General features: G+C 70.2%; 19 protein-coding genes. 6 read left to right on the top strand and 13 right to left on the bottom strand.

Features of this window, described 5'->3' with window-relative positions; translation table 11 throughout:
* Positions 1-24 precede the first annotated feature (24 nt).
* A complete protein-coding gene (locus AB0G20_RS16885) occupies positions 25-957 on the top strand; it encodes a zinc-binding dehydrogenase (protein WP_361302336.1) in 933 nt (310 codons plus the stop codon).
* A 90-nt stretch (positions 958-1,047) separates the two neighbouring features.
* Here the strand turns inward: AB0G20_RS16885 and AB0G20_RS16880 are convergent, their stop codons facing one another.
* The 3 genes from AB0G20_RS16880 to AB0G20_RS16870 all read right to left on the bottom strand — a co-directional run bounded on the left by AB0G20_RS16880 (position 1,048) and on the right by AB0G20_RS16870 (position 4,523).
* The gene (locus AB0G20_RS16880) at positions 1,048-2,385 is read right to left on the bottom strand and encodes an enolase C-terminal domain-like protein (protein WP_361302333.1); all 1,338 of its coding nucleotides are present in this window, start codon (positions 2,383-2,385) and stop codon (positions 1,048-1,050) included.
* Between the two features lie 38 nt (positions 2,386-2,423).
* Positions 2,424-3,761, bottom strand: a complete 1,338-nt coding sequence (locus AB0G20_RS16875; RefSeq protein ID WP_361302330.1) for a gluconate:H+ symporter — start codon at positions 3,759-3,761, stop codon at positions 2,424-2,426.
* A 303-nt stretch (positions 3,762-4,064) separates the two neighbouring features.
* A complete protein-coding gene (locus AB0G20_RS16870; RefSeq protein ID WP_361302327.1) occupies positions 4,065-4,523 on the bottom strand; it encodes a PPOX class F420-dependent oxidoreductase in 459 nt (152 codons plus the stop codon).
* Positions 4,524-4,700: 177 nt separating this feature from the next.
* Here AB0G20_RS16870 and AB0G20_RS16865 point away from each other — a divergent pair, with 177 nt between their 5' ends.
* A complete protein-coding gene (locus AB0G20_RS16865; RefSeq protein WP_361302324.1) occupies positions 4,701-5,456 on the top strand; it encodes a helix-turn-helix transcriptional regulator in 756 nt (251 codons plus the stop codon).
* 42 nt (positions 5,457-5,498) lie between these two features.
* Here the strand turns inward: AB0G20_RS16865 and AB0G20_RS16860 are convergent, their stop codons facing one another.
* Entirely contained in the window at positions 5,499-6,524 is a 1,026-nt protein-coding gene (locus AB0G20_RS16860; RefSeq protein ID WP_248504893.1) for an ATP-dependent 6-phosphofructokinase, read from the bottom strand.
* 226 nt (positions 6,525-6,750) lie between these two features.
* Here AB0G20_RS16860 and pta point away from each other — a divergent pair, with 226 nt between their 5' ends.
* From pta to pyk, 3 genes are all read left to right on the top strand, one after another.
* Entirely contained in the window at positions 6,751-8,907 is a 2,157-nt protein-coding gene (pta, locus tag AB0G20_RS16855; protein WP_361302320.1) for a phosphate acetyltransferase, read from the top strand.
* On the top strand, positions 8,904-10,118 hold the full coding sequence (locus tag AB0G20_RS16850) for an acetate kinase (protein ID WP_361302317.1): 1,215 nt from the start codon (positions 8,904-8,906) through the stop codon (positions 10,116-10,118). The genes pta and AB0G20_RS16850 overlap by 4 nt, the downstream gene beginning before the upstream one ends.
* A gap of 74 nt (positions 10,119-10,192) precedes the next feature.
* Positions 10,193-11,620, top strand: coding sequence for a pyruvate kinase (pyk, locus tag AB0G20_RS16845; RefSeq protein ID WP_361302314.1), 1,428 nt, complete (start codon positions 10,193-10,195; stop codon positions 11,618-11,620).
* A gap of 104 nt (positions 11,621-11,724) precedes the next feature.
* On the opposite strand, the gene AB0G20_RS16840 is transcribed toward pyk, so the two are convergent.
* The 4 genes from AB0G20_RS16840 to AB0G20_RS16825 all read right to left on the bottom strand — a co-directional run bounded on the left by AB0G20_RS16840 (position 11,725) and on the right by AB0G20_RS16825 (position 15,997).
* A complete protein-coding gene (locus AB0G20_RS16840; RefSeq protein WP_361302311.1) occupies positions 11,725-13,098 on the bottom strand; it encodes a hypothetical protein in 1,374 nt (457 codons plus the stop codon).
* The gene (locus AB0G20_RS16835; protein ID WP_361302308.1) at positions 13,088-13,651 is read right to left on the bottom strand and encodes a DUF6114 domain-containing protein; all 564 of its coding nucleotides are present in this window, start codon (positions 13,649-13,651) and stop codon (positions 13,088-13,090) included. The genes AB0G20_RS16840 and AB0G20_RS16835 overlap by 11 nt, the downstream gene beginning before the upstream one ends.
* Positions 13,652-13,769: 118 nt before the next feature.
* The gene (locus AB0G20_RS16830) at positions 13,770-14,402 is read right to left on the bottom strand and encodes a DUF6230 family protein (protein WP_361302305.1); all 633 of its coding nucleotides are present in this window, start codon (positions 14,400-14,402) and stop codon (positions 13,770-13,772) included.
* Positions 14,403-15,022: 620 nt separating this feature from the next.
* Entirely contained in the window at positions 15,023-15,997 is a 975-nt protein-coding gene (locus tag AB0G20_RS16825) for a tetratricopeptide repeat protein (RefSeq protein ID WP_361302302.1), read from the bottom strand.
* A 234-nt stretch (positions 15,998-16,231) separates the two neighbouring features.
* Between AB0G20_RS16825 and AB0G20_RS16820 the strand changes: the two genes are divergently transcribed.
* Positions 16,232-16,843 (top strand): TetR/AcrR family transcriptional regulator, encoded by a 612-nt coding sequence (locus AB0G20_RS16820; RefSeq protein WP_361302299.1) that lies wholly within the window; start codon positions 16,232-16,234, stop codon positions 16,841-16,843.
* Positions 16,844-16,870: 27 nt separating this feature from the next.
* Here AB0G20_RS16820 and AB0G20_RS16815 read toward each other — a convergent pair whose 3' ends face one another.
* From AB0G20_RS16815 to AB0G20_RS16795, 5 genes are all read right to left on the bottom strand, one after another.
* The gene (locus tag AB0G20_RS16815; protein WP_361302296.1) at positions 16,871-18,571 is read right to left on the bottom strand and encodes a methylmalonyl-CoA mutase family protein; all 1,701 of its coding nucleotides are present in this window, start codon (positions 18,569-18,571) and stop codon (positions 16,871-16,873) included.
* A gap of 118 nt (positions 18,572-18,689) precedes the next feature.
* Positions 18,690-19,028 carry a DUF3817 domain-containing protein gene (locus tag AB0G20_RS16810; protein WP_361302293.1) on the bottom strand — a complete coding sequence of 113 codons (339 nt, stop codon included), beginning with the start codon at positions 19,026-19,028 and terminating at the stop codon, positions 18,690-18,692.
* Between the two features lie 43 nt (positions 19,029-19,071).
* Positions 19,072-19,581 carry a MarR family transcriptional regulator gene (locus tag AB0G20_RS16805; protein ID WP_361302290.1) on the bottom strand — a complete coding sequence of 170 codons (510 nt, stop codon included), beginning with the start codon at positions 19,579-19,581 and terminating at the stop codon, positions 19,072-19,074.
* A gap of 355 nt (positions 19,582-19,936) precedes the next feature.
* Positions 19,937-20,230, bottom strand: a complete 294-nt coding sequence (locus AB0G20_RS16800; RefSeq protein ID WP_030854324.1) for an MTH1187 family thiamine-binding protein — start codon at positions 20,228-20,230, stop codon at positions 19,937-19,939.
* Complete coding sequence (locus tag AB0G20_RS16795) at positions 20,227-20,571, bottom strand: DUF3817 domain-containing protein (RefSeq protein WP_361302287.1); 345 nt, start codon at positions 20,569-20,571, stop codon at positions 20,227-20,229. Before AB0G20_RS16795 ends, AB0G20_RS16800 begins: the two co-directional genes overlap by 4 nt.
* Positions 20,572-20,671: the final 100 nt, after the last annotated feature.

Genomic DNA, 20,671 nt, shown 5'->3' with positions numbered 1-20,671 from the left:
CATGTCGTGATCCGAGGAGGAGACATGTCCGTTCGCGCTCTGGTCGTCGATCCGGCCGCGCCCGCCGCCGTCCGTCTCGGCGAGGTCACCGACCCCGTGGCCGGGCCGGGCCAGGTCCTGGTCGAGGTGTCGCACGCCTCGTTGAACTACGGCGACCTCAACGACGCCCGCTCCGGGCGGGTCCCGGCCGGTGCGGTGCTCGGATCGGACGCCGCCGGAGTGGTGGTCCGGGCCGCGGCCGACGGTACCGGCCCGGCGGCGGGCACCCGGATGGTGGCTCTGACCACGGGGGCGTTCGCCGAGCGGGTCGCGATCGACGTGGGTGCGCTGGCCGAGGTGCCCAAGAGCCTGGACCCGGCGAAGGCGGTGGCTCTGCCGGTCGCCGGAGTGGCGGCACTGCGCTCGCTGCGGGCCGCCGGGCTCGGACCGGACAAGACGGTGCTGGTCACCGGGGCCTCCTGCGGGGTCGGCCGATTCGCCGTCCAGCTGGCCGCCCGGGCCGGTGCCCATGTCATCGCGTCCGTGGGCTCGGCCGCCCGCGCGGAAGGGCTGGCCGCCGCCGGCGCCGACGAGGTGCTGATCGGCCTGGAAGGTCTCCGGCGACCGGTCGATGTGGTCATCGACAGCGTCGGCGGCTCCCAACTGGTCGCGGCATGGCAGTTGCTCGCTCCCGGGGGCAGCGTGCAGAGCGTCGGCTGGACGTCCGGGGAGCCGGCGGTCTTCCCGCCCTACGCGACCGTCGGCCCGGCCAAGTCGCTGACCTCCTTCGTCATCGAAGGCGAGGCCGGCACGGACCTGGCCGTGCTCACCGAACTGGCCGCCGAGGGGTCCCTCGCCGTCGAGATCGGCTGGCAGGGGTCCTGGGACCGTTTCGACGAGGCCGCCGAGGCCCTTCGCGGACGCCGGATCTCCGGAAAGGCGGTCCTGGAGGTGGCGTCCGCACGGCCACAGGCCTGAGACCTCCCGCGCTCGACCGGGTCCGGCCGGGCGGTCGCGCAGGGGCCGCATCGGCCGCTGCGCGACCCGTTCCGGCCGGGTCCGAACCGCCTACCGCACCAGGCACGGCCGCTTGGCGTCGAACGACCACCCGGGCACGAGATACCGCATCGCCGCCGCATCGTCCCGCGCCCCCAGCGCCTTCTCCCGGTACAGCTCATGTGCCGCCAGCAGCCGGTCCATGTCGAGCTCGACGCCCAGCCCCGGCGCATCCGGCACGGCGATCTCCCCGCCCACGATCCGGGGCGGCTCGGCCGTCAGCCGCTCCAGCCCCTCCTGCCAGATCCAGTGCGTGTCCAGCGCGTTGTACTCCCCCGGCGCCGCCGCCCCGCAGTGCGTCACCATCGCCAGCGAGATGTCGAAGTGGTTGTTGGAGTGGCACCCCCACGTCAGCCCCATGGCGTGGCACAACTGCGCCACCCGCACCGACCCCTGCATGGTCCAGAAGTGCGGATCGGCCAGCGGGATGGACACCGACTGCAGGGCCAGCGCATGGGCCATCTGACGCCAGTCCGTGGCGATCATGTTCGTCGCGGTCGGCAACCCCGTGGCCCGCCGGAACTCCGCGAGCACCTCCCGCCCCGAGTAACCGCCCTCCGCACCGCACGGATCCTCGGCATACGCGAGCGTCCCCACCAGCGGCCGGCACAGCTCGACCGCTTCCCGCAGCGACCACGCCCCGTTCGGATCGAGCGTGACCCGGGCCTCCGGGAACCGCCGCTTGAGCGCCCGCACGGCCGCGACCTCCTCACGCCCCTCCAGCACACCCCCCTTGAGCTTGAAGTCCCGGAACCCGTAGAGGTCGTACGCCGCCTCGGCCTGCCGCACGATCGCCTCCGCCGACAACGCCTCCTCGTGCCGCACCCGGTACCACTCCACCGAGGAGCCGGGCTCGCGCACGTACTCCAGATCCGTCCGGTCGGGGTCGCCCACGTAGAACAGATAGCCCAGCACCCGCACGGAGTCCCGCTGCTGCCCGTCCCCCAGCAGCGCCGCCACCGGCACGTCGAGGTGCTGCCCCAGCAGGTCCAGCAGCGCCGATTCGACCGCGGTGACCGTATGGACCGTGGTCCGCAGGTCGAACGTCTGCGCACCCCGCCCGCCCGCGTCCCGGTCGGCGAACCGCTCACCGATCTCGCGCAGCACCCGCTTGTAGTCGCCCACCTTCGCCCCGACGACGAGGGACTCCGCGTCCCGCAGCGTCCGCGTGATCTTCTCCCCGCCGGGCACCTCCCCCAGCCCCGTCCGCCCCTCTGAGTCGGTGAGCACGACGACGTTGCGGGTGAAGTACGGCCCGTGCGCGCCGGAGAGATTCAGCTCCATGCTGTCCCGCCCGGCGACGGGATAGACGGCGAACGCCGTGACGACCGGCTGCTGGCCGATGCTCATCGATTGACCCTTCTCTTCTGAGTGCTGCACGGGTGATGTCACAGACCGAGGACGTCGAGGACCCACTCGACCACCAGCACCCCGGCCAGTCCGAGCACCGCCAGCACCGTCGTGTAGGAGGTGCGCACCTTGATCGCCTCGACGACCGACAGGTTGAAGTACTCCTTGAAGAGCCAGAACCCGGGGTCGTTCACATGTGAGAACGCGATGGAGCCGCAGGCGACGGCCAGCACCATCATCTCCGGGTGGACCCCGCTGCCGGCGAGCAGCGGCAGCACCACCCCGGAGGCCGTGACGACGGCGACCGTGGCCGAGCCGAGCGCGATGCGCAGGATGACCGCGACGAGCCAGGCCAGGACGATCGGCGAGATGGACCAGCCGTCCGTGACGTCCTTGATGTAGTCGGAGATCCCGCCTTCGACGAGGACGTTCTTGAACGCCCCGCCCGCGCCGATCACCAGCAGGATCATGGCCATCGCCTGCGCCGCCGACGTACAGGACGCCCCGACGTCACTCAGGCTGCGCCCGATCCGCGGCCCGAACGCCCACACGGCCAGGCACAACGTCAGCAGCAGCGCGATCGGCGCCGACCCGAGGAACGCGACGACGTTCAGCAGGGGGCTCTCACCCGATGTGGCCATCTCGGTCACCGCGGCGGCCACGATCAGCACCACGGGGAAGAGCGCCACGAACAGCGACCAGCCGAGGCCCGGCATCTCCTCGTCGGTGAACTCCCGTTCGCTGACCAGGCCCTTGGGGATGGACGGCGTCAGCCGCGCGACGAACGGAAGCCTCGGCCAGGTCAGGGCGATGAGCGCGCCGACGGGCACGGCGATGAACAGGCCGTAGAACAGGGTCAGTCCGACGGAGGCGTGGAAGGTCGCGGCGACGGCGGTCGGGCCGGGGTGCGGAGGGAGGAAGCTGTGCATGGTGGACAGCGCGATGGACATCGGCAGGCCCACCCACAGCAGCTTCGCCCCGGTGACCCTGACCAGGGTGAACGCGATGGGGACGATGATGATGAACGCGACCTCGTAGAACATGGTCACGCCGATCAGCATGGATGTGACCACCATGGCGACCTGGACCCAGCGCGGGCCGAAGGCGTCGAGGAGCTTGCCGGCTATGCGCTGGGCGGCGCCCGAGTCCCCCATCACGCGGCCCACCATCGCGCCGAGCCCGATGGTCAGCATGGTGTCGCCGATCTGGTCCCCGATGCCCTCGGAGAGGACGTCCGGGATGGTCGCCACGGGGATGCCCTGAACCAGCGCGACCCCTACCGCCACGAGCAGCAGGGCCGCGAAGCCGTTCAGTCTCAGCCTGGTCATGAGGAGGAGAAGGATCAGAACGCTGATCCCTACGACGAGCAGAGGCAAGGCAGTTCCCCTTTGAACCGGTGTCTCATCCCTGTATGAAGATGGCGTCCACGTATGAAGATGGAGGCTAAGTGGGTGAACGCATCGGGTCAATGGGTCGGACGATCACACCTCGGCCGGCTCGCGCGGGACAGGGGGACCCGGGCCGCACATGCCGGAGCGCCCGGCGAGACCCTGCTCGCCGAGCGCTCTGATGACGAACTGCCCTTCGGAGACGGACCGTCGACCGCCACCCCGAGGTCCGGGGTGAAGATCACCGAAGGGGATTCGGGGCGCGCCGCCCACCCGGGCCGCGCCCGTGGTTCAGCCTGCCGCCTCCTCCGGCAGCACACCCGCCCGGAACGGCTCGACTCCGTCCAGCCTCCGCACCCGCGTCGGCTCGATCAGCAGCATCACCCGGCGCTCACCCGGCAGCAGCCACGGGTAGCGGTCCTCGCCGAGGTACTTGCGCGCCAGCCGGTCCATCGCCCGCTCGGCGGCCTCCCCCTCCACGAACCGCACGACCTTCCCGCGGATCTCGGCGCGGTCGTACGGGTTCGCGGGGTCGTGGTGCGACAGCGAAACGTACGGATTGCGCCGCAGATTCTCCTCCTTCACCCGCCCCACCGAGGTGTTGACCATGACGTACTCCCCTTCGATGTCCGCCCACATGGGCGACACCTGAGGTGCCCCGTCCGCCCCCACCGTCGCGAGATGCCAGAAGTTCGGCGCGAGAAGACGCTCGCGAATATGCCCGTTGAGCTTGCCGTTCACGTAAGTCACTGCCTTTCCGGGCCCGCGATCACCGGACCCGGCGCCATCCTCACCCCGCCCGCACCCCGGTCGACAGGCGATCTTCAGCCCCGGTCGAACCCGCCGGTAGCCGTAGCTTCCTACAATCCGTGATCCTGGCCGAACAGACCGTAGTCAACCCACCCAGGCCGCCCTAGCTTGTGGGCCGTGCGCCGACCTTCAGCCCGACCTGGCCAGCTCCCTCCCTCCTCTCCCCCCGCGCCGTCCGCCCCCACGGCCCCGCCCTTCAACGCCCCCGCCGCCCGCCGGCTGCGCGAGGCCCTCGGGATGGCACCCGAGCACGTCGCCTACGGCATGCGCGTCTCGTACGGGCATCCCCACATCACCCCGGACCACGTGATGGCCTGGGAACGCGGGGCCGCCGCCCCGACCAACTCCGAACTCACCGCGCTCGCGGGCGTGCTGTGGTGCTCGCCCGCCGAACTCATCGGCAGACCGCGCACCCTGCGCGAACACCGCATCGCCCGCTGCCTCGCCCCGGAGGACGTCGCCCGGGCCGTGGGGCACGACGTGCACGCGTACCTGCGCATGGAGGAGACCGACACCTGGCGCGGCACGGACCGCCAGTCCGCCGCCCTCGCCGATCTGCTCGGGCTCGGCCTGCCCGACTTCGTCACCGTCACGGGCCGCGACGCCAGACTCGGCGACCTGCTGCGCAGCGCCGCCACCACCCGGTGGCAGGCCTATGTCCGCCCGGTGGCCAAACTCGTGCCCCTGGACCGGCGGTTCCTGGAGGACGCCCTGCGGGGCCTGCACGAGGACTACCAGGGCCACATGGCCGCCACCCTGAGCTGGGGTGGCGGCAGCGGTGACGCGGGCGGCGCCGGCCAGGACTTCCTCGACCGGATCGTGGAGCACTTCTGGACGAAGCTCCAGGACGACACCGACCTGGAGGCCGGCTAGAAGACCGGCCTCCGGGAAGACCGGCGGCTGGAGGACCGACTGCTAGAAGACCGACTCCGCCTCGTCCATCCGGTCCTTCGGCACCGTCTTCAGCTCGGTCACGGCCTCGGCGAGCGGCACCATCACGATGTCCGTCCCGCGCAGCGCGGTCATCCGGCCGAACTGCCCCTGGTGCGCCGCCTCCACCGCGTGCCAGCCGAACCGCGTGGCGAGCACCCGGTCGTACGCGGTCGGTGAGCCGCCGCGCTGGACGTGGCCGAGAATGACCGGCTTGGCCTCCTTGCCGAGCCGTCGCTCCAGCTCGAGGGCGAGGGCGGTGCCGATGCCCTGGAAGCGCTCGTGGCCGAATTTGTCTATGGCGCCCTTGCCGTAGTCCATGCTGCCGTCGGCGGGGTGGGCGCCCTCGGCGACGCAGACCACCGCGAACTTCTTCCCGCGGGCGAAGCGCTCCTCGACCATCTTCACGAGGTCGGCCGGGTCGAACGGCCGCTCCGGCAGGCAGATGCCGTGCGCACCGGCCGCCATGCCGGACTCCAGGGCGATCCAGCCCGCGTGCCGTCCCATGACCTCCACCACCATCACCCGCTGGTGGGACTCGGCGGTGGTCTTCAGGCGGTCCATCGCCTCCGTGGCGACGCCCACGGCGGTGTCGAAGCCGAAGGTGCGGTCCGTCGACGAGATGTCGTTGTCGATCGTCTTCGGGACGCCCACGACGGGCAGGCCCGCGTCGCTCAGCATGCGCGCGGCCGTCAGCGTGCCCTCGCCGCCGATCGGGATGAGCGCGTCGATGCCGAACTCGTGGATCATGTCGGAGGCGTTCTCGCAGGCCTCGCGGAGCCGGTCGCGCTCCAGCCGGGACGATCCGAGAATGGTGCCGCCGCGGGCCAGGATGCCGCTGACCGCGTTCAGGTCGAGGGCGCGGTAGCGGCCGTCGAGCAGGCCCGAGTAGCCGTCCTCGAAGCCGATGACCTCGTCGCCGTAGTTGTCGACCGCCCGGTGCACGACCGACCGGATCACGGCGTTCAGGCCGGGGCAGTCGCCGCCTGCGGTGAGAACTCCGATACGCATCGTGCTGTGTCTCCTGCTCGCTGTTGACACCGGTGAGCCACTGCCGATTGTTTCACGCTCCACAGCCCGGTGCGGCACCCCACTCTGATGGGCGCCTTATCTAGCGGCAGAGGTATTGTCAAGAGGGTTCTGCTCACCTCGGTGGGCGATTTTTGTGCCCTGGCTTGATTTGCCCCCTCACGGCAAGACGACGCAAGACGACACCGAGACGAAACGGAGAGCGCGCGTGACCCGCAGCGTGTACGTGACCGGCATCGACCGCGGCGACGGACGCCAAGTCGTCGAACTGGGGGTCATGGAGCTCCTCACCCGGCAGGTCGACCGGGTCGGTGTGTTCCGGCCCCTGGTCCACGACGGACCCGACCGCCTCTTCGAGCTGCTGCGCGCCCGCTACCGGCTCACCCAGGACCCGGCGACGGTCTACGGCATGGACTACCACGAGGCGTCCGCCCTCCAGGCCGAGGCCGGCACCGACGAGCTGGTGTCCACGCTCGTCGACCGCTTCCACCTGGTCGCCCGGGACTACGACGTCGTCCTGGTCCTCGGCACCGACTACGCCGGCACCCAGCTCCCCGACGAGCTGTCGCTCAACGCCCGGCTGGCGAACGAGTTCGGCGCGTCCGTGATCCCGGTCGTCGGCGGCCGCAAGCAGACCGTCGAGTCGGTGCTCGCCGAGACGCGCAACGCCTACCGCGCCTACGACACCCTGGGCTGCGACGTCCTGGCCATGGTCACCAACAGGGTGGCCCGCGAGGACCGCGACGAGATCGCCGGCCGGCTCGGCTCCCGGCTGCCGGTGCCCTGTTACGTCCTGCCCGACGAGCCCGCGCTGTCCGCGCCGACCGTCTCGCAGATCGGCCACACCCTCGGCGCCAAGGTGGTGCTCGGCGACGACTCCGGGCTCGCCCGTGACGTGCTCGGATTCATCTTCGGCGGGGCGATGCTGCCGAACTTCCTCGGCGCCCTCACACCGGGCTGCCTCGTCGTCACCCCGGGAGACCGCGCGGACCTGGTCGTCGGCGCGCTCGCCGCACACAGCGCCGGTACCCCGCCGATAGCGGGCGTGCTGCTCACCCTGGACGAGGTGCCCGGCGACGACATCCTCACCCTCGCCGACCGCCTCGCTCCCGGCACCCCGGTGCTGTCGGTGGCCGGCACCAGCTTCCCCACCGCCGAGCAGCTGTTCTCCCTGGAGGGCAAGCTCAACGCGGCCACACCGCGCAAGGCGGAGCGGGCCCTCGGCCTGTTCGAGCGGTACGCCGACACCGGCGACCTGGCCCGCCGCGTCTCCGCACCGAGCAGCGACCGCGTCACGCCGATGATGTTCGAGCACAAGCTGCTGGAGCAGGCCCGCTCCGATCTGCGCCGGGTCGTCCTGCCCGAGGGCACCGAGGAGCGCGTGCTGCACGCCGCCGAGGTGCTGCTGCGCCGGGGCGTCTGCGAGCTGACCCTGCTCGGCCCGGTCGACCAGATCCGCAAGAAGGCCGCCGACCTGGGCGTCGACCTCGGCGAGTCCCAGCTCATCGACCCGGCCACCTCCGACCTGCGGGACGCCTTCGCCGAGAAGTACGCGGGCCTGCGCGCCCACCGGGGCGTCACCGTGGAGCTGGCCTACGACGTCGTCTCCGACGTGAACTACTTCGGCACGCTGATGGTCCAGGAGGGCCTCGCCGACGGCATGGTGTCGGGCTCGGTGCACTCCACGGCCGCGACCATCCGCCCGGCCTTCGAGATCATCAAGACACGAGGGGCCGCGCGAAGCGCGTCAGGTAGGGCGGTGGTGGGAGACGGGAGGGCCAAGCCGGACGCCGACATCGTCTCGTCGGTGTTCTTCATGTGCCTGGCCGACAAGGTCCTCGTCTACGGCGACTGCGCGGTCAACCCGGACCCGAACGCCCAGCAGCTCGCCGACATCGCCATCCAGTCGGCGAGCACGGCCGAGCAGTTCGGTGTGGAGCCGCGGATCGCGATGCTGTCGTACTCCACCGGCACCTCGGGCTCCGGCGCCGACGTCGACAAGGTGCGCGAGGCCACCGAGCTCGTGCGCTCGCGCCGGCCCGACCTGAAGATCGAGGGCCCGATCCAGTACGACGCCGCCGTGGAGCCGTCGGTCGCGGCGACCAAGCTGCCCGGCTCCGAGGTCGCCGGGCAGGCGAGCGTGCTGATCTTCCCCGACCTGAACACCGGCAACAACACCTACAAGGCCGTGCAGCGCTCGGCCGGCGCGATCGCCGTCGGCCCGGTGCTGCAGGGTCTGCGCAAGCCGGTCAACGACCTGTCCCGGGGCGCCCTCGTCCAGGACATCGTCAACACCGTCGCCATCACGGCGATCCAGGCCCAGACCCCCGCCCCGTCCCCGAGCGAGAAGGCGACCGCCCAGTGAGCCCCACCCGTGTCCTCGTCCTCAACTCCGGCTCCTCGTCGGTGAAGTACCAGCTGCTCGACATGCGCGACAGCAGCCGGCTGGCGGTGGGCCTGGTCGAGCGCATCGGCGAGCAGACCTCCCGTCTGAAGCACACCCCGGCCGGCGGCGAGAGCCGGGAGCGCGGCGGGGCGATCGCCGACCACGGCGCCGCCCTGAAGGCCGTGGCCGAGGAGCTCGCCAAGGACGGCCTCGGCCTGGACTCGCCCGAACTCGCCGCGATAGGGCACCGGGTGGTGCACGGCGGCAAGTCCTTCACCGAGCCCACCGTGATCGACGACGCCGTGCTCTCCGAGATCGAGCGGCTCATCCCGGTGGCCCCGCTGCACAACCCGGCCAACCTCACCGGGATCCGCACGGCCCAGGTGCTGCGCCCCGACCTGCCGCAGGTCGCCGTGTTCGACACCGCGTTCCACACGACCATGCCGGAGTCGGCCGCCCGCTACGCGATCGACGTGAAGACCGCCGACGAGCACCGGGTGCGGCGCTACGGCTTCCACGGCACCTCGCACGCCTATGTCTCCCGCGCCACCGCAGAGCTGCTCGGCAAGGACCCCTCCGAGACGAACGTGATCGTGCTGCACCTGGGCAACGGGGCGTCGGCCTCGGCCGTGCGCGGCGGTCGCTGCGTGGACACTTCCATGGGGCTGACGCCTTTGGAGGGGCTCGTGATGGGTACGCGCTCCGGAGACATGGACCCGGCCGTCATCTTCCATTTGATGCGTGTTGGCGGAATGTCCGCCGACGAGATCGACACTCTTCTCAACAAGAAGAGCGGTCTGATCGGTCTGTGCGGTGACAACGACATGAGGGAGATCCGCCGCCGCGTCGACGAGGGCGACGAGCAGGCGGAGCTGGCGTTCGACATCTACATTCACCGGCTGAAGAAGTACATCGGCGCCTATTACGCCGTACTCGGGCGGGTGGACGCGGTCGCCTTCACCGCCGGTGTCGGCGAGAACGCGGCTCCCGTGCGGGCGGCCGCCCTGGCGGGCCTGGAGGAGCTGGGCCTGACGGTGGACGGCGAACGCAACGCCGTGCGCGGCGACGAGGCGCGGCTGATCTCGCCCGAGGGTGCCCGGGTCGCGGTGGCGGTGGTACCTACTGACGAGGAATTGGAGATCGCGACACAGACCTACGCGCTGGTAATTGGTTCGGGGAATCACACCTGAGCGGCATCCCGCCCTTTTGTATTTTCCGCCAGACGGAATATTCCGTTGCGAAACAAACCGATAGGATCGCCCCCATGCGCCGTTCGAAAATCGTCTGTACTCTCGGCCCCGCGGTCGACTCCCACGATCAGCTTGTCGCGTTGATCGAAGCCGGCATGAACGTGGCCCGCTTCAACTTCAGCCACGGCTCGCACGCCGAGCACCAGGGCCGGTACGACCGGGTCCGTGCCGCCGCCAAGGAGACCGGCCGGGCCATCGGTGTCCTCGCCGACCTCCAGGGCCCGAAGATCCGGCTGGAGACCTTCGCCGAGGGTCCCGTGGAGCTGGTGCGCGGTGACGAGTTCACCATCACCACCGACGACGTCCCCGGCGACAAGACGATCTGCGGGACGACCTACAAGGGTCTGCCCGGCGATGTCACCAAGGGCGACCAGGTCCTCATCAACGACGGCAACGTCGAGCTGAAGGTCACCGAGGTCGAGGGCCCCCGGGTGAAGACGATCGTCATCGAGGGCGGTGTCATCTCCGACCACAAGGGCATCAACCTGCCCGGCGCGGCCGTCAACGTGCCGGCCCTGTCCGAGAAGGACATCGACGACCTCCGCTTCGCCCTCCGGATGGGCTGCGACCTGGTCGCGCTGTCCTTCGTCCGGGACGCCAAGGACGTCCAGGACGTGCACCGCATCATGGACGAGGAGGGCCGCCGCGTCCCGGTCATCGCCAAGGTGGAGAAGCCGCAGGCGGTGCAGAACATGGAGGACGTCGTGATGGCGTTCGACGGTGTGATGGTCGCCCGCGGTGACCTGGCCGTCGAGTACCCGCTCGAGAAGGTCCCCATGGTGCAGAAGCGCCTGATCGAGCTGTGCCGGCGCAACGCCAAGCCGGTGATCGTGGCGACCCAGATGATGGAGTCGATGATCACCAACTCCCGTCCGACCCGCGCCGAGGCCTCCGACGTGGCCAACGCGATCCTGGACGGCGCCGACGCGGTCATGCTGTCCGCCGAGTCGAGCGTGGGCGCGTACCCGATCGAGACCGTGAAGACGATGTCGAAGATCGTCACCGCGGCCGAGCAGGAGCTGATGTCCAAGGGCCTGCAGCCGCTGGTGCCGGGCAAGAAGCCGCGCACGCAGGGCGGTTCGGTGGCCCGCGCGGCCTGCGAGATCGCCGACTTCCTCGGCGGCCGCGGCCTGGTGGCCTTCACGCAGTCCGGCGACACCGCCCGCCGCCTGTCGCGCTACCGCGCGCAGCAGCCCATCATCGCCTTCACCACCGACGAGGGCACCCGCAACCAGATGGCGCTGAGCTGGGGCGTGGAGCCGTACGTGGTGCCGTTCGTCAACAGCACCGACGAGATGGTCGACCTGGTGGAGCAGGAGCTGGTGAAGCTGAACCGCTTCAACGACGGCGACATCGTGGTCATCACCGCCGGTTCGCCCCCCGGCGTGCCCGGCACCACCAACATGGTGCGGGTCCACCACCTGGGCGAGGCCAAGGGCTGATCGGCAAAGGGCCGTGAAGGCCCGCAGACGGCACGGAGGGCGCCCCCTGGGATCCAGGGGGCGCCCTCCTTGTGTGCGGCTCCCGAACGGGCTCTGAGGGGCGCTCAGTCGGTGACGAAGTTGTGCAGCCCGGGCACGTGCAGGGTCCCGCCGAACTGGCCGGCCTGCTGGACCTTCACGTTGGTGAAGTAGATCAGCGGGATGTTCAGCGGCGGCGGGTGCTCCGGGTCGAACGTGATCGGTATCAGCCCGAGCAGGTTGCCGGAGATGCTCTCCGTGTACATCACGGTGTCGCCACCGGTGATCGTGGACGTCGAGCCCTTGGCCGCCTGCACGTGGTAGGTCTTGCCGGACTGCTTGTCCTTGACCGTCTGGTGCAGGTCGCCGATGTCGGTGCCGCCGGATATGACGTACTTCAGCACCTTCTTGACGGTGCCGTCGGCGGTCCGCACCTCGACGATGCCCTTGTAGTCGGCGCCCTTCAGCGTCAGCGAGCTGGCGTTGAGGAACCACGGGTCGTCGGGCAGCGGCACCTTGTTGTCGACGCCGCCCTCGGCCTCGGTGGCGGCCGGGCAGTCGTCGGGGTCCGTGCTGGCGCTCGGGGAGGGGCTCGGCGAGGCGGTGGCCTCCTGCGCCTTCTCCGCCGCCTCCTCGGCCGCCTTCTCGACGGCCTTGGAGGTGTCCTCCACCGTCTTGCCGGTGTCCTCGGCCGTCCCGGACGCCTTGTCGGTGGTGTCCTCGACGGTGTCCTCGGCCGTGCCGGTGACCTTGTCGGTCGTGTCCTTCACGGCGTCGGAGGCGTCCTCGGCCGGCTTCTCGGTGCTCTCCGACGCCGAGGCGGACGGGGTCGGACCGGGGCTCGCCGCGTCCTTGTTCCCGCCGTCGAAGATGCCGCCGATCGCGTCGCCGATGTCCTCCAGCACGTTGCCGCCGCTCTCGGACGGCGAGGGGGACGCGGTGTCGGCCGCGTCGTCGCCGCCGGTGGCGGGCGCGCTCGTGGACGGGGTCGGCGTCGGCTCGGGCTCGTCGTCGGCACCTGAATCCGACGAAGAGGAACCGCCGTTGTTCGCGTCCGTACCACCCGAGGGGGACGGCGTCGGGGCCGTGTCGCCCTGGTCGTCGTCCTTCCCGTCCGTCGCGCCCTCGCTCGCCGAGGGGGACGGCGTGGGCGAGGCGGACTCGTCGCCCTTGGAGTCCTTGTCGGAGTCCTCCAGGGCCGCCACGCAGTCCTTGTACTCGTCGGCCGTCAGGCTCTTCGACGTCGGCGCCACGGGGTTGTCGCTGTCGGCGATGGCGAGCGTCGACGTGAAGCCCATGCCCATGAGCACCGCCGTCGGCATCGCCGCCATGGCTATCGCCTTGCCGGCCGGCCTGTTGAACCTGGTGAACAGCGGCTTCTTGGGTGCCGCGTGGCGCGGCCCGGTTCTCACACGGGACGCCTCCACATCAACCCCGTGGGTCACCTCGTCAGCCGGCACTGTGCCTCCCGTTCGCCCCGTTGGCCGGGTTCGTTCCTGACAGATCGTTCGGCTCGTCCGCCGCGTCCACGGGCCGCAGCACCGTGGTCTCGTGGTCCGCGGCCTCGGGGGCCCCGCCCGTACCGGTGCTGGCCATGGCGGCGGACTGCCCCGCGGGACGTGCCCCCGGCGCCCAGGCCACGGCCATCGCCCCGCCCACGAGGGCGAGGAAGAAGCCGATGAGGAAGCCGCCGAGGTTGGACACGGGGATGGACACCAGCGCCAGCAGGATCGCCGCGACTCCCGCGAAGACGCGGACGTGCTTCTGGAACCAGAGGCTGACGCCCAGTACGACGAGCAGCACGCCGATGATCAGGGACCCGGCACCCGCGGTGGTCGCCATCGCCAGCGTCAAGTGGCCGATCTGGAGGTTCGCGTACGGGAAGTAGGCGATGGGCAGTCCACTGAGGAGGACGAAAAGCCCGGCCCAGAACGGCCGCTCACCCCGCCAGGCGCGGAACTGCTGCCTCCGGACGGTGAACTGGCCGGTGGCGGCAGGAGTCTCGGCGCTCATGGAAAAACAGCTCCCTGGTACAGCGTTGCTGTGGTGGTGATGTGGGCCCCGCGTGAAGGCGCGGCCGGAAGGTGGACGGGCGGGGGCGCCACCGGCTCCCCCGCCCGTCAGCGAGTGCTTAGTAGCACTCCTTGACACCCGTCGACAGCGACATCTTCAGGCCGCTGAGCTTGAAGGTTCCGGCAGTGGTCGCCCACGCCGTCTGCTTCACGTCGGACAGGGTCGCCTTGTCCGCCTGCTGGGCGAAGCCGTACGGGTTGGCCGTCTCGCCCTTCCGCATGGCCGGACCCTTGGTGGCGTCCTTGGCGGCCACACCGATGTCGATGTTCTCGAACGTCGCATCGGCACTGAGGTCGGCGACGTCGATGTAGAGGTTCTGCGCCTCCACCGGCTTCGCACCCTGACCCGCACGCAGGATCAGGCTGACGTTCCCGAGCACCGGAATGTTCGGGGTGACGACCGACTGGCACAGGTTCTTGATCGTCGCCTGCTTGAACGACGAGACGGCGACCGGGTGGACGGCCTTCTTGCCGTCCATCGTGTATCCCTCATCGAGGGCGCCGTACTGCGAGAAGCCCGTGCCGACGAGCTGGTCGGTCGTGACCTTGAACGACTGCCCGGAGACACTGAACGACGCGGCGAGAGCGCCCTGCGCGAGGGCGACACCTATCGCAGCCGTGGCGGCGACGCTGGGCACCATGACCACAGCGAACCGCTTCCATCTGGTCCCGCCACGCACCTGGGACTCCATATTTCCTCCTTCTCGGACGTACATCTCCTGTCCTGACCAGCCTCGAGTCGAGGCTCAGCCGGGCAGGGATGGGAGAAGTGCTACGTCCTCGGGAAGGAGAGCGCCTGCACTCGGCGGCGCAACTGCGCCCGAATCACCGGCGATCACCCCCGAGCGACAACCACTGGTCGCGCCTGACACGCATCACGCACAACCTGCTGGACAGGCTTCACCGGAAGGGCGAAGACCCCCCTGCCCAAGAGCCGGCGCCACTGCCGCCGGCTCTGCTCGGTGGGGACCCAGGATGTCCCGCGACCCAACCGGCTGCCGGGTTGCGGGAATGGACCGAGCGTGGCCGATCGTGGTGCATTCTCGCCGCCCGCACAAGGGGGTTCGTTACTGGCTAGTAACGGCCGGATAACCGAACAACGACCCATCGGTCTCGGTCGGCGACACAGGGTGGTGCCGGGCGGCGGTACAAAGCTGTTGATCGATGGACAGAATCCGACAGATCAACGCCTGTGACTTACTCGTAGTAACAGCGGCCGCGATTACCAAGATTTGGTAAAGCGCGGCCGCAGTGACCTTCATTCGGCAAACTTTTCACGCGGGCACCACATGCCCGCGTGTTTAACGACTGGTCAGAACAGGGCGCGCGCCAGGGCCCGGCGCGCCGCGATCACGCGGGGATCCTCGGGTCCGACGACCTCGAACAGCTCCAGCAGCCGCATCCGCACGGTTTCCCGGTCGTCACCCACCGTGCGCTGCACGGTCTCGATGAGCCGGCCGAACGCGTCCTCGACATGGCCGCCCACCAGATCCAGGTCGGCGGCGGCGATCTGCGCCTGCACGTCGGCCGGCTTGTCGGCCGCGTCCCGGCGCACCTGCTGCGGGTCGACGCCCTGCACCCGCTGGAGCAACTCGGCCTGGGCGAGACCCAGTTTGGCCTCCTCGTTGCCCGGGTCCTCGTTCAGTACGTTCTTGTACGCCTGGACGGCACCGGACAGGTCGCCCGAGTCCAGTGCCTGCACGGCGGCCTCGAGGAGCCCGTCGTGCGGACCGGCCGGGCGCTCGGGAGCCGCCGGGGCACCGCCCGGCTCGGCCTCGGGGTCGACGGTGAGGCCGGTCAGGCCGAAGCGCTGCTCGCCGACCTGCACCAGCTGGTCCAGGGTCTGGCGGATCTGCGCCTCGCCCGCCGCCCCCTGGAAGAGCGGAAGCGCCTGCCCCGCGACGACCGCGAACACCGCGGGGATTCCCTGGATGCCGAACTGCTGCATCAGCATCTGGTTGGCGTCGACGTCGACCTTGGCGAGCAGGAAGCGGCCGTTGTACTCGACGGCCAGCCGCTCGAGGACCGGGCTGAGCTGCTTGCAGGGCTCACACCACTCGGCCCAGAAGTCGATGACGACGGGCACTTCGGCGGAACGCTGCAGGACGTCCCTCTCGAACCCCGCCTCGTCGACGTCGATGACGAGATCGGCCGGGGAGATGGCCCCCGTCCCGCCCTCCCGGGCTGATTGCGCGCGCGCCTGCTCCGCCTTCGCCTTGGCCTCCTGGGCCGCCTTCACCGCGGCGAGGTCGACGACTCCGCTCATGGACATGTTCCGTGGCTGCATGCGTCTATCCTCCCCCGTACTGCGCGCGCGTGTGAAAAACGGTGTGAAAGCCAGGCCGGTCGGTGCCTTTCGGCGCCGGGTCCCCACCCCGCGCCGCGTGTGCCGAGGCCCGTGTACGTCCATCACGGGCTTTCGCTACGAGTCGTAGCGTAATGCCACACCGGGGTGCCGGGACACCACCCCCCGGTGATCTCCCTCACGGCCGCACACGAACCGTCGGTTTATGGTCATGAGATGCAGAGCCGCAGCCCAGCCAGCCGCACGGGGCGTCCGCGCAGCGCCACGGCGGACGCCGCGATCCTGGCCGCGACACGCGAGGCTCTGGTGGAACTGGGCTGGTCCAAGCTCACACTGGGAGACGTCGCGACGCGCGCCGGGGTTGCGAAGACGACGCTCTATCGCCGCTGGGCGGGCAAGAACGAACTGGTCGTCGACGCCGTCGCGGAACTCTTCGACGAGCTGGAACTCCCCGACCGCGGCTCCCTGGCCGCCGACATCGAGGGCGTGGTCCTCCAGTTCGCCACGATCCTGGCCTGCCCGGAGGCGAAGAGCGGTCTGATGGCGGTGGTGGCGGAAGCCACCCGCGACGAGGCCCTGCGGGAACGCATCCGCGCCTCGGTCGTCGACCGCCAGAAGCGCCTGGTCCTGGAGGGTCGCGCGCGGGCCCAGGCGCGGGGCGAGCTCCCCCCGGAGCCGGACCCCGCCTCGTCCGCCCGCACGGTGGACCTGATCTTCGACATGGTGGCGGGTGCGGTGGTCCACCGCACCCTGGTGAGCGCGGAACCGGCGGACGAGGAATGGGTCCGCGGCTTCACCAGGGTGCTGCTGCACGGGTTGAGCAGCTAGGGCCTGTCGTTTGGATCAGGCCCCGGGTCAGAACCCGGCGGGCTCGGTGTACACCCCCCACTCGTCCCGCAGCACGCCGCAGATCTCCCCGAGCGTGGCCTCCGCCCGCACCGCGTCCAGCATCGGCTCGATCATGTTGGCGCCGCTGCGGGCGGCGGCCAGCATGGCGTCGAGCGCGGTGCGCACCGCCGCGTCGTCACGGGCCGTCTTCCGCCCGCCCAGCGCCCGGACCTGCTCCCGCTCCACCTCGTGGCTGACCCGCAGGATCTCCAGGTCCCCGGTGACCGACCCGTCGTGACAGTTCACGCCTACGACCCTCTTGTCGCCCTTCTCCAGCGCCTGCTGGTACCGGAACGCCGACTCGGCGATCTCCCCGGTGAACCAGCCGTCCTCTATACCGCGCAGGATTCCGGAGGTGATCGGGCCGATGGGGTGCCGCCCGTCGGGGTGGGCCCGCAGCCCGCGCTCCTTGATCTGCTCGAAGATCTTCTCCGCGTCGGCCTCGATGCGGTCGGTCAGCTGCTCGACGTACCAGGAACCGCCCAGCGGGTCGGCCACGTTGGCGACCCCGGTCTCCTCCATCAGCACCTGCTGCGTGCGCAGCGCGATCTCCGCCGCCTGCTCGCTCGGCAGGGCGAGGGTCTCGTCGAGCGCGTTGGTGTGCAGCGAGTTGGTCCCGCCGAGCACGGCCGCCAGCGCCTCAACGGCCGTCCGTACGACGTTGTTGTACGGCTGCTGCGCGGTGAGGGAGACCCCCGCGGTCTGCGTGTGGAAGCGGAGCCACTGGGCCTTCTCGGACTGCGCGCCGTAGACGTCACGCATCCAGCGGGCCCAGATGCGCCGCGCCGCGCGGAACTTGGCGATCTCCTCGAAGAAGTCGACGTGCGCGTCGAAGAAGAAGGACAGGCCGGGGGCGAAGACGTCCACGTCCAGTCCGCGCGACAGGCCCAGCTCGACGTACCCGAAGCCGTCCGCCAGCGTGTACGCCAGCTCCTGCGCGGCCGTCGACCCGGCCTCGCGGATGTGGTAGCCGGAGACGGACAGCGGCTTGTACGCGGGAATGCCGGCCGCGCAGTACTCCATGAGGTCGCCGATGAGCCGCAGATGCGGCTCGGGCTGGAAGAGCCACTCCTTCTGGGCGATGTACTCCTTGAAGATGTCCGTCTGGAGGGTGCCGTTGAGGACGGACGGGTCGACGCCCTGCCGTTCGGCGGCGACCAGGTACATGCAGAAGACGGGGACGGCCGGGCCGCTGATGGTCATCGACGTCGTGACGTCACCCAGCGGGATGTCCTTGAACAGGACCTCCATGTCGGCCGCCGAGTCGATGGCGACACCGCAGTGCCCGACCTCGCCGAGCGAGCGCGGGTCGTCGGAGTCGCGGCCCATCAGCGTCGGCATGTCGAAGGCGACCGAGAGCCCGCCTCCGCCGTTGCGGAGGATCATCTTGTAGCGCTCGTTGGTCTGCTCGGCGTTGCCGAACCCGGCGAACTGCCGGATGGTCCACGTCCGCCCTCGGTAGCCGGTCGCGTACAGGCCGCGGGTGAAGGGGTACTCCCCCGGCCAGCCGATCCGGTCGAACCCGTCGTAGGTGTCACCGGGCCGCGGCCCGTACACCGGCTCCACGGGGTCGCCGGAGAGCGTGGTGAAGTCGGCCTCGCGCTTGCGCGCGGCGTCGTACCGGGCCTGCCAGCGGCGGCGGCCCTCCTCGATGGCGTCAGCGTCCATACCTTCGAATTTACTTGGACGTCCTAGTAAATGTCGATGGCTGACGGGAGTGACCTGGCGAACGGGTGAGACCGGCCGCCGTACGCGCGCGTACGGCGGCTACGAGGTCTGCGCGCGGTTACGCCTTGGCGGGCGCGGGCGCGTCCTCGGCGATCCGGGCCTCCAGCTCGTGGCTGATCCTGCGCTCCACGAAGAACGCGGCCGTCGGGATGGTCCCGGCGAGCAGCACCCAGATCTGCTTGCCCACCGGCCACTTCGCCTTGGAGCCGAGATCGAAGGCGAAGATCAGGTACACGACGTACAGCCAGCCGTGCGCGATGCTGACGACGCGCGTGAAGTCGGCCGCGCCGTTCAGGTCGAGCACATACTTGCCGATCATGCCGAAGGTCAGCAGGACCAGCAGTACGCCGGTGACGTAGGCCATCACGCGATAGCGGGTCAGCACGCTCTTTTTCATGCGGTCGAGCGTAACGACCCGTTCCGGGAGATCTTGCCCCGGGTCACTGCTCCTCGAAGTCGCCCGCCGAGACGCGCAGCGGCCGCAGCATCGCGAAGATCTCCGCGCACTCCTCGGCGTCGTACGCCCCGAGCCCGAAGTCCATCGCCATCAGGTCGCGGGTGGCCGACTCGACGACCTCGCGGCCCTTGTCGGTGATGCTGGCGAGGGTGCCGCGGCCGTCGTTCGGGTTGGGCCGCTTGGCGACCAGACCCGACTTCACCAGCCGGTCCACGGTGTTCGTCACGGACGTGGGGTGCACCATCAGCCGCTCACCGATCTTGGACATGGGCAGCTCACCGGACTTGGAGAAGGTGAGCAGCACCAGCGCCTCGTAGCGCGCGAACGTCAGCCCGTACGGCCTGACCACCGCGTCGACCTCGGCGAGGAGGATCTGCTGGGCGCGCATGATCGAGGTGATCGCGGCCATGGACGGCACGTTTCCCCAGCGCTGCTTCCAGCGTTCGTCGGCGCGCGCGATCGGATCGAAGGAGAGACTGAGCGGCTTCGGCACGAACCCGACCTTACCGGCCGGTCACATGGTGGTCAGCCCTGTCTCGCCCTTCGGGCGCGCGGCGTCGGTTCCGTACGCGGGCCCGGCGGGCCCATGTCCTCGTTTCATCCCGGAGCGGCATGAACCGTACTGATCCAAGCCCTCGCGGCCCTCGCAGTGCTCGGTCTCGCCGCGGGCAGGACGCCGAGCCGATCCGCGGATCGCCGGCCGGCCGGTCGCGCTGTGGCCGACGGGCAGGCCGACCCGGCGCCGGCGGTGAAGGCGGCGGCCAGGCCCGGGGCTCGAGGAGGGCCGAGTACGACGAGAACCCCGGCCCGAGCGGGCCAGGGTTCTCGATGTGAGGCTTGCGGAACCGCTACTCGGCGAGGTGCCGCTCCACGGTCTCGACCTTGGACGTGAGGCCGTCCGTCACTCCGGGGCGGATGTCCGCCTTGAGGACGAGGGAGACCCGGGGGGCCCGGCGCTCGACCGCGGCGACCGCGCGCCGGACGACGTCCATGACCTCGTCCCACTCACCTTCGACGGACGTGAACATCGCGTCGGTGCGGTTCGGCAGCCCCGACTCACGCACCACCCGCACGGCGTCGGCGACGTACTCCCCCACGTCCTCACCGACCCCGAGCGGCGTCACGGAAAAGGCGACGATCACGCGCCCACCACGCCTTCCTTGCGGGCGCGGGACGCGATGACCGCGTCCTCGGCCTCACGCCGCAGCCTGCGCTCGGCGAAGAACCCGCCGGCCGGCAGCACCGAGAGGACGAAGTACAGGGCGGCGGTCTTCAGCGGCCACTTCGCCCGGTTCCACGCGTCGGCCCAGAAGATCACGTACAGGACGAACAGCACTCCGTGCACCATGCCCATCACCGGCACGGCGTTGAAGTCCGTGGTCCGCTTCAGCACCGAGCAGACCAGCAGGAGGAGGAAGGAGATCGCCTCGGGGGCCGAGACCAGGCGGAGGCGGCGGATGGCGGTGGCGGTCTTGAGGTCCACGGGTCACCTTCGGTGGGAGTAACGCGGCGGTCTGGTCGATCTGAACGGCTGGCACGGGTCCGACGGTTTGTGAACGCGCGCACAAGCGTCCCGCCCATTG

Origin of the sequence: Streptomyces sp. NPDC024017 (genome assembly GCF_040638895.1) — a bacterium.
In the GTDB taxonomy this organism is placed as follows: Bacteria; Actinomycetota; Actinomycetes; order Streptomycetales; family Streptomycetaceae; genus Streptomyces.
The sequence above is the reverse complement of the archived record's forward strand: the minus strand, read 5'-3'. Positions and strand labels throughout refer to the sequence as shown.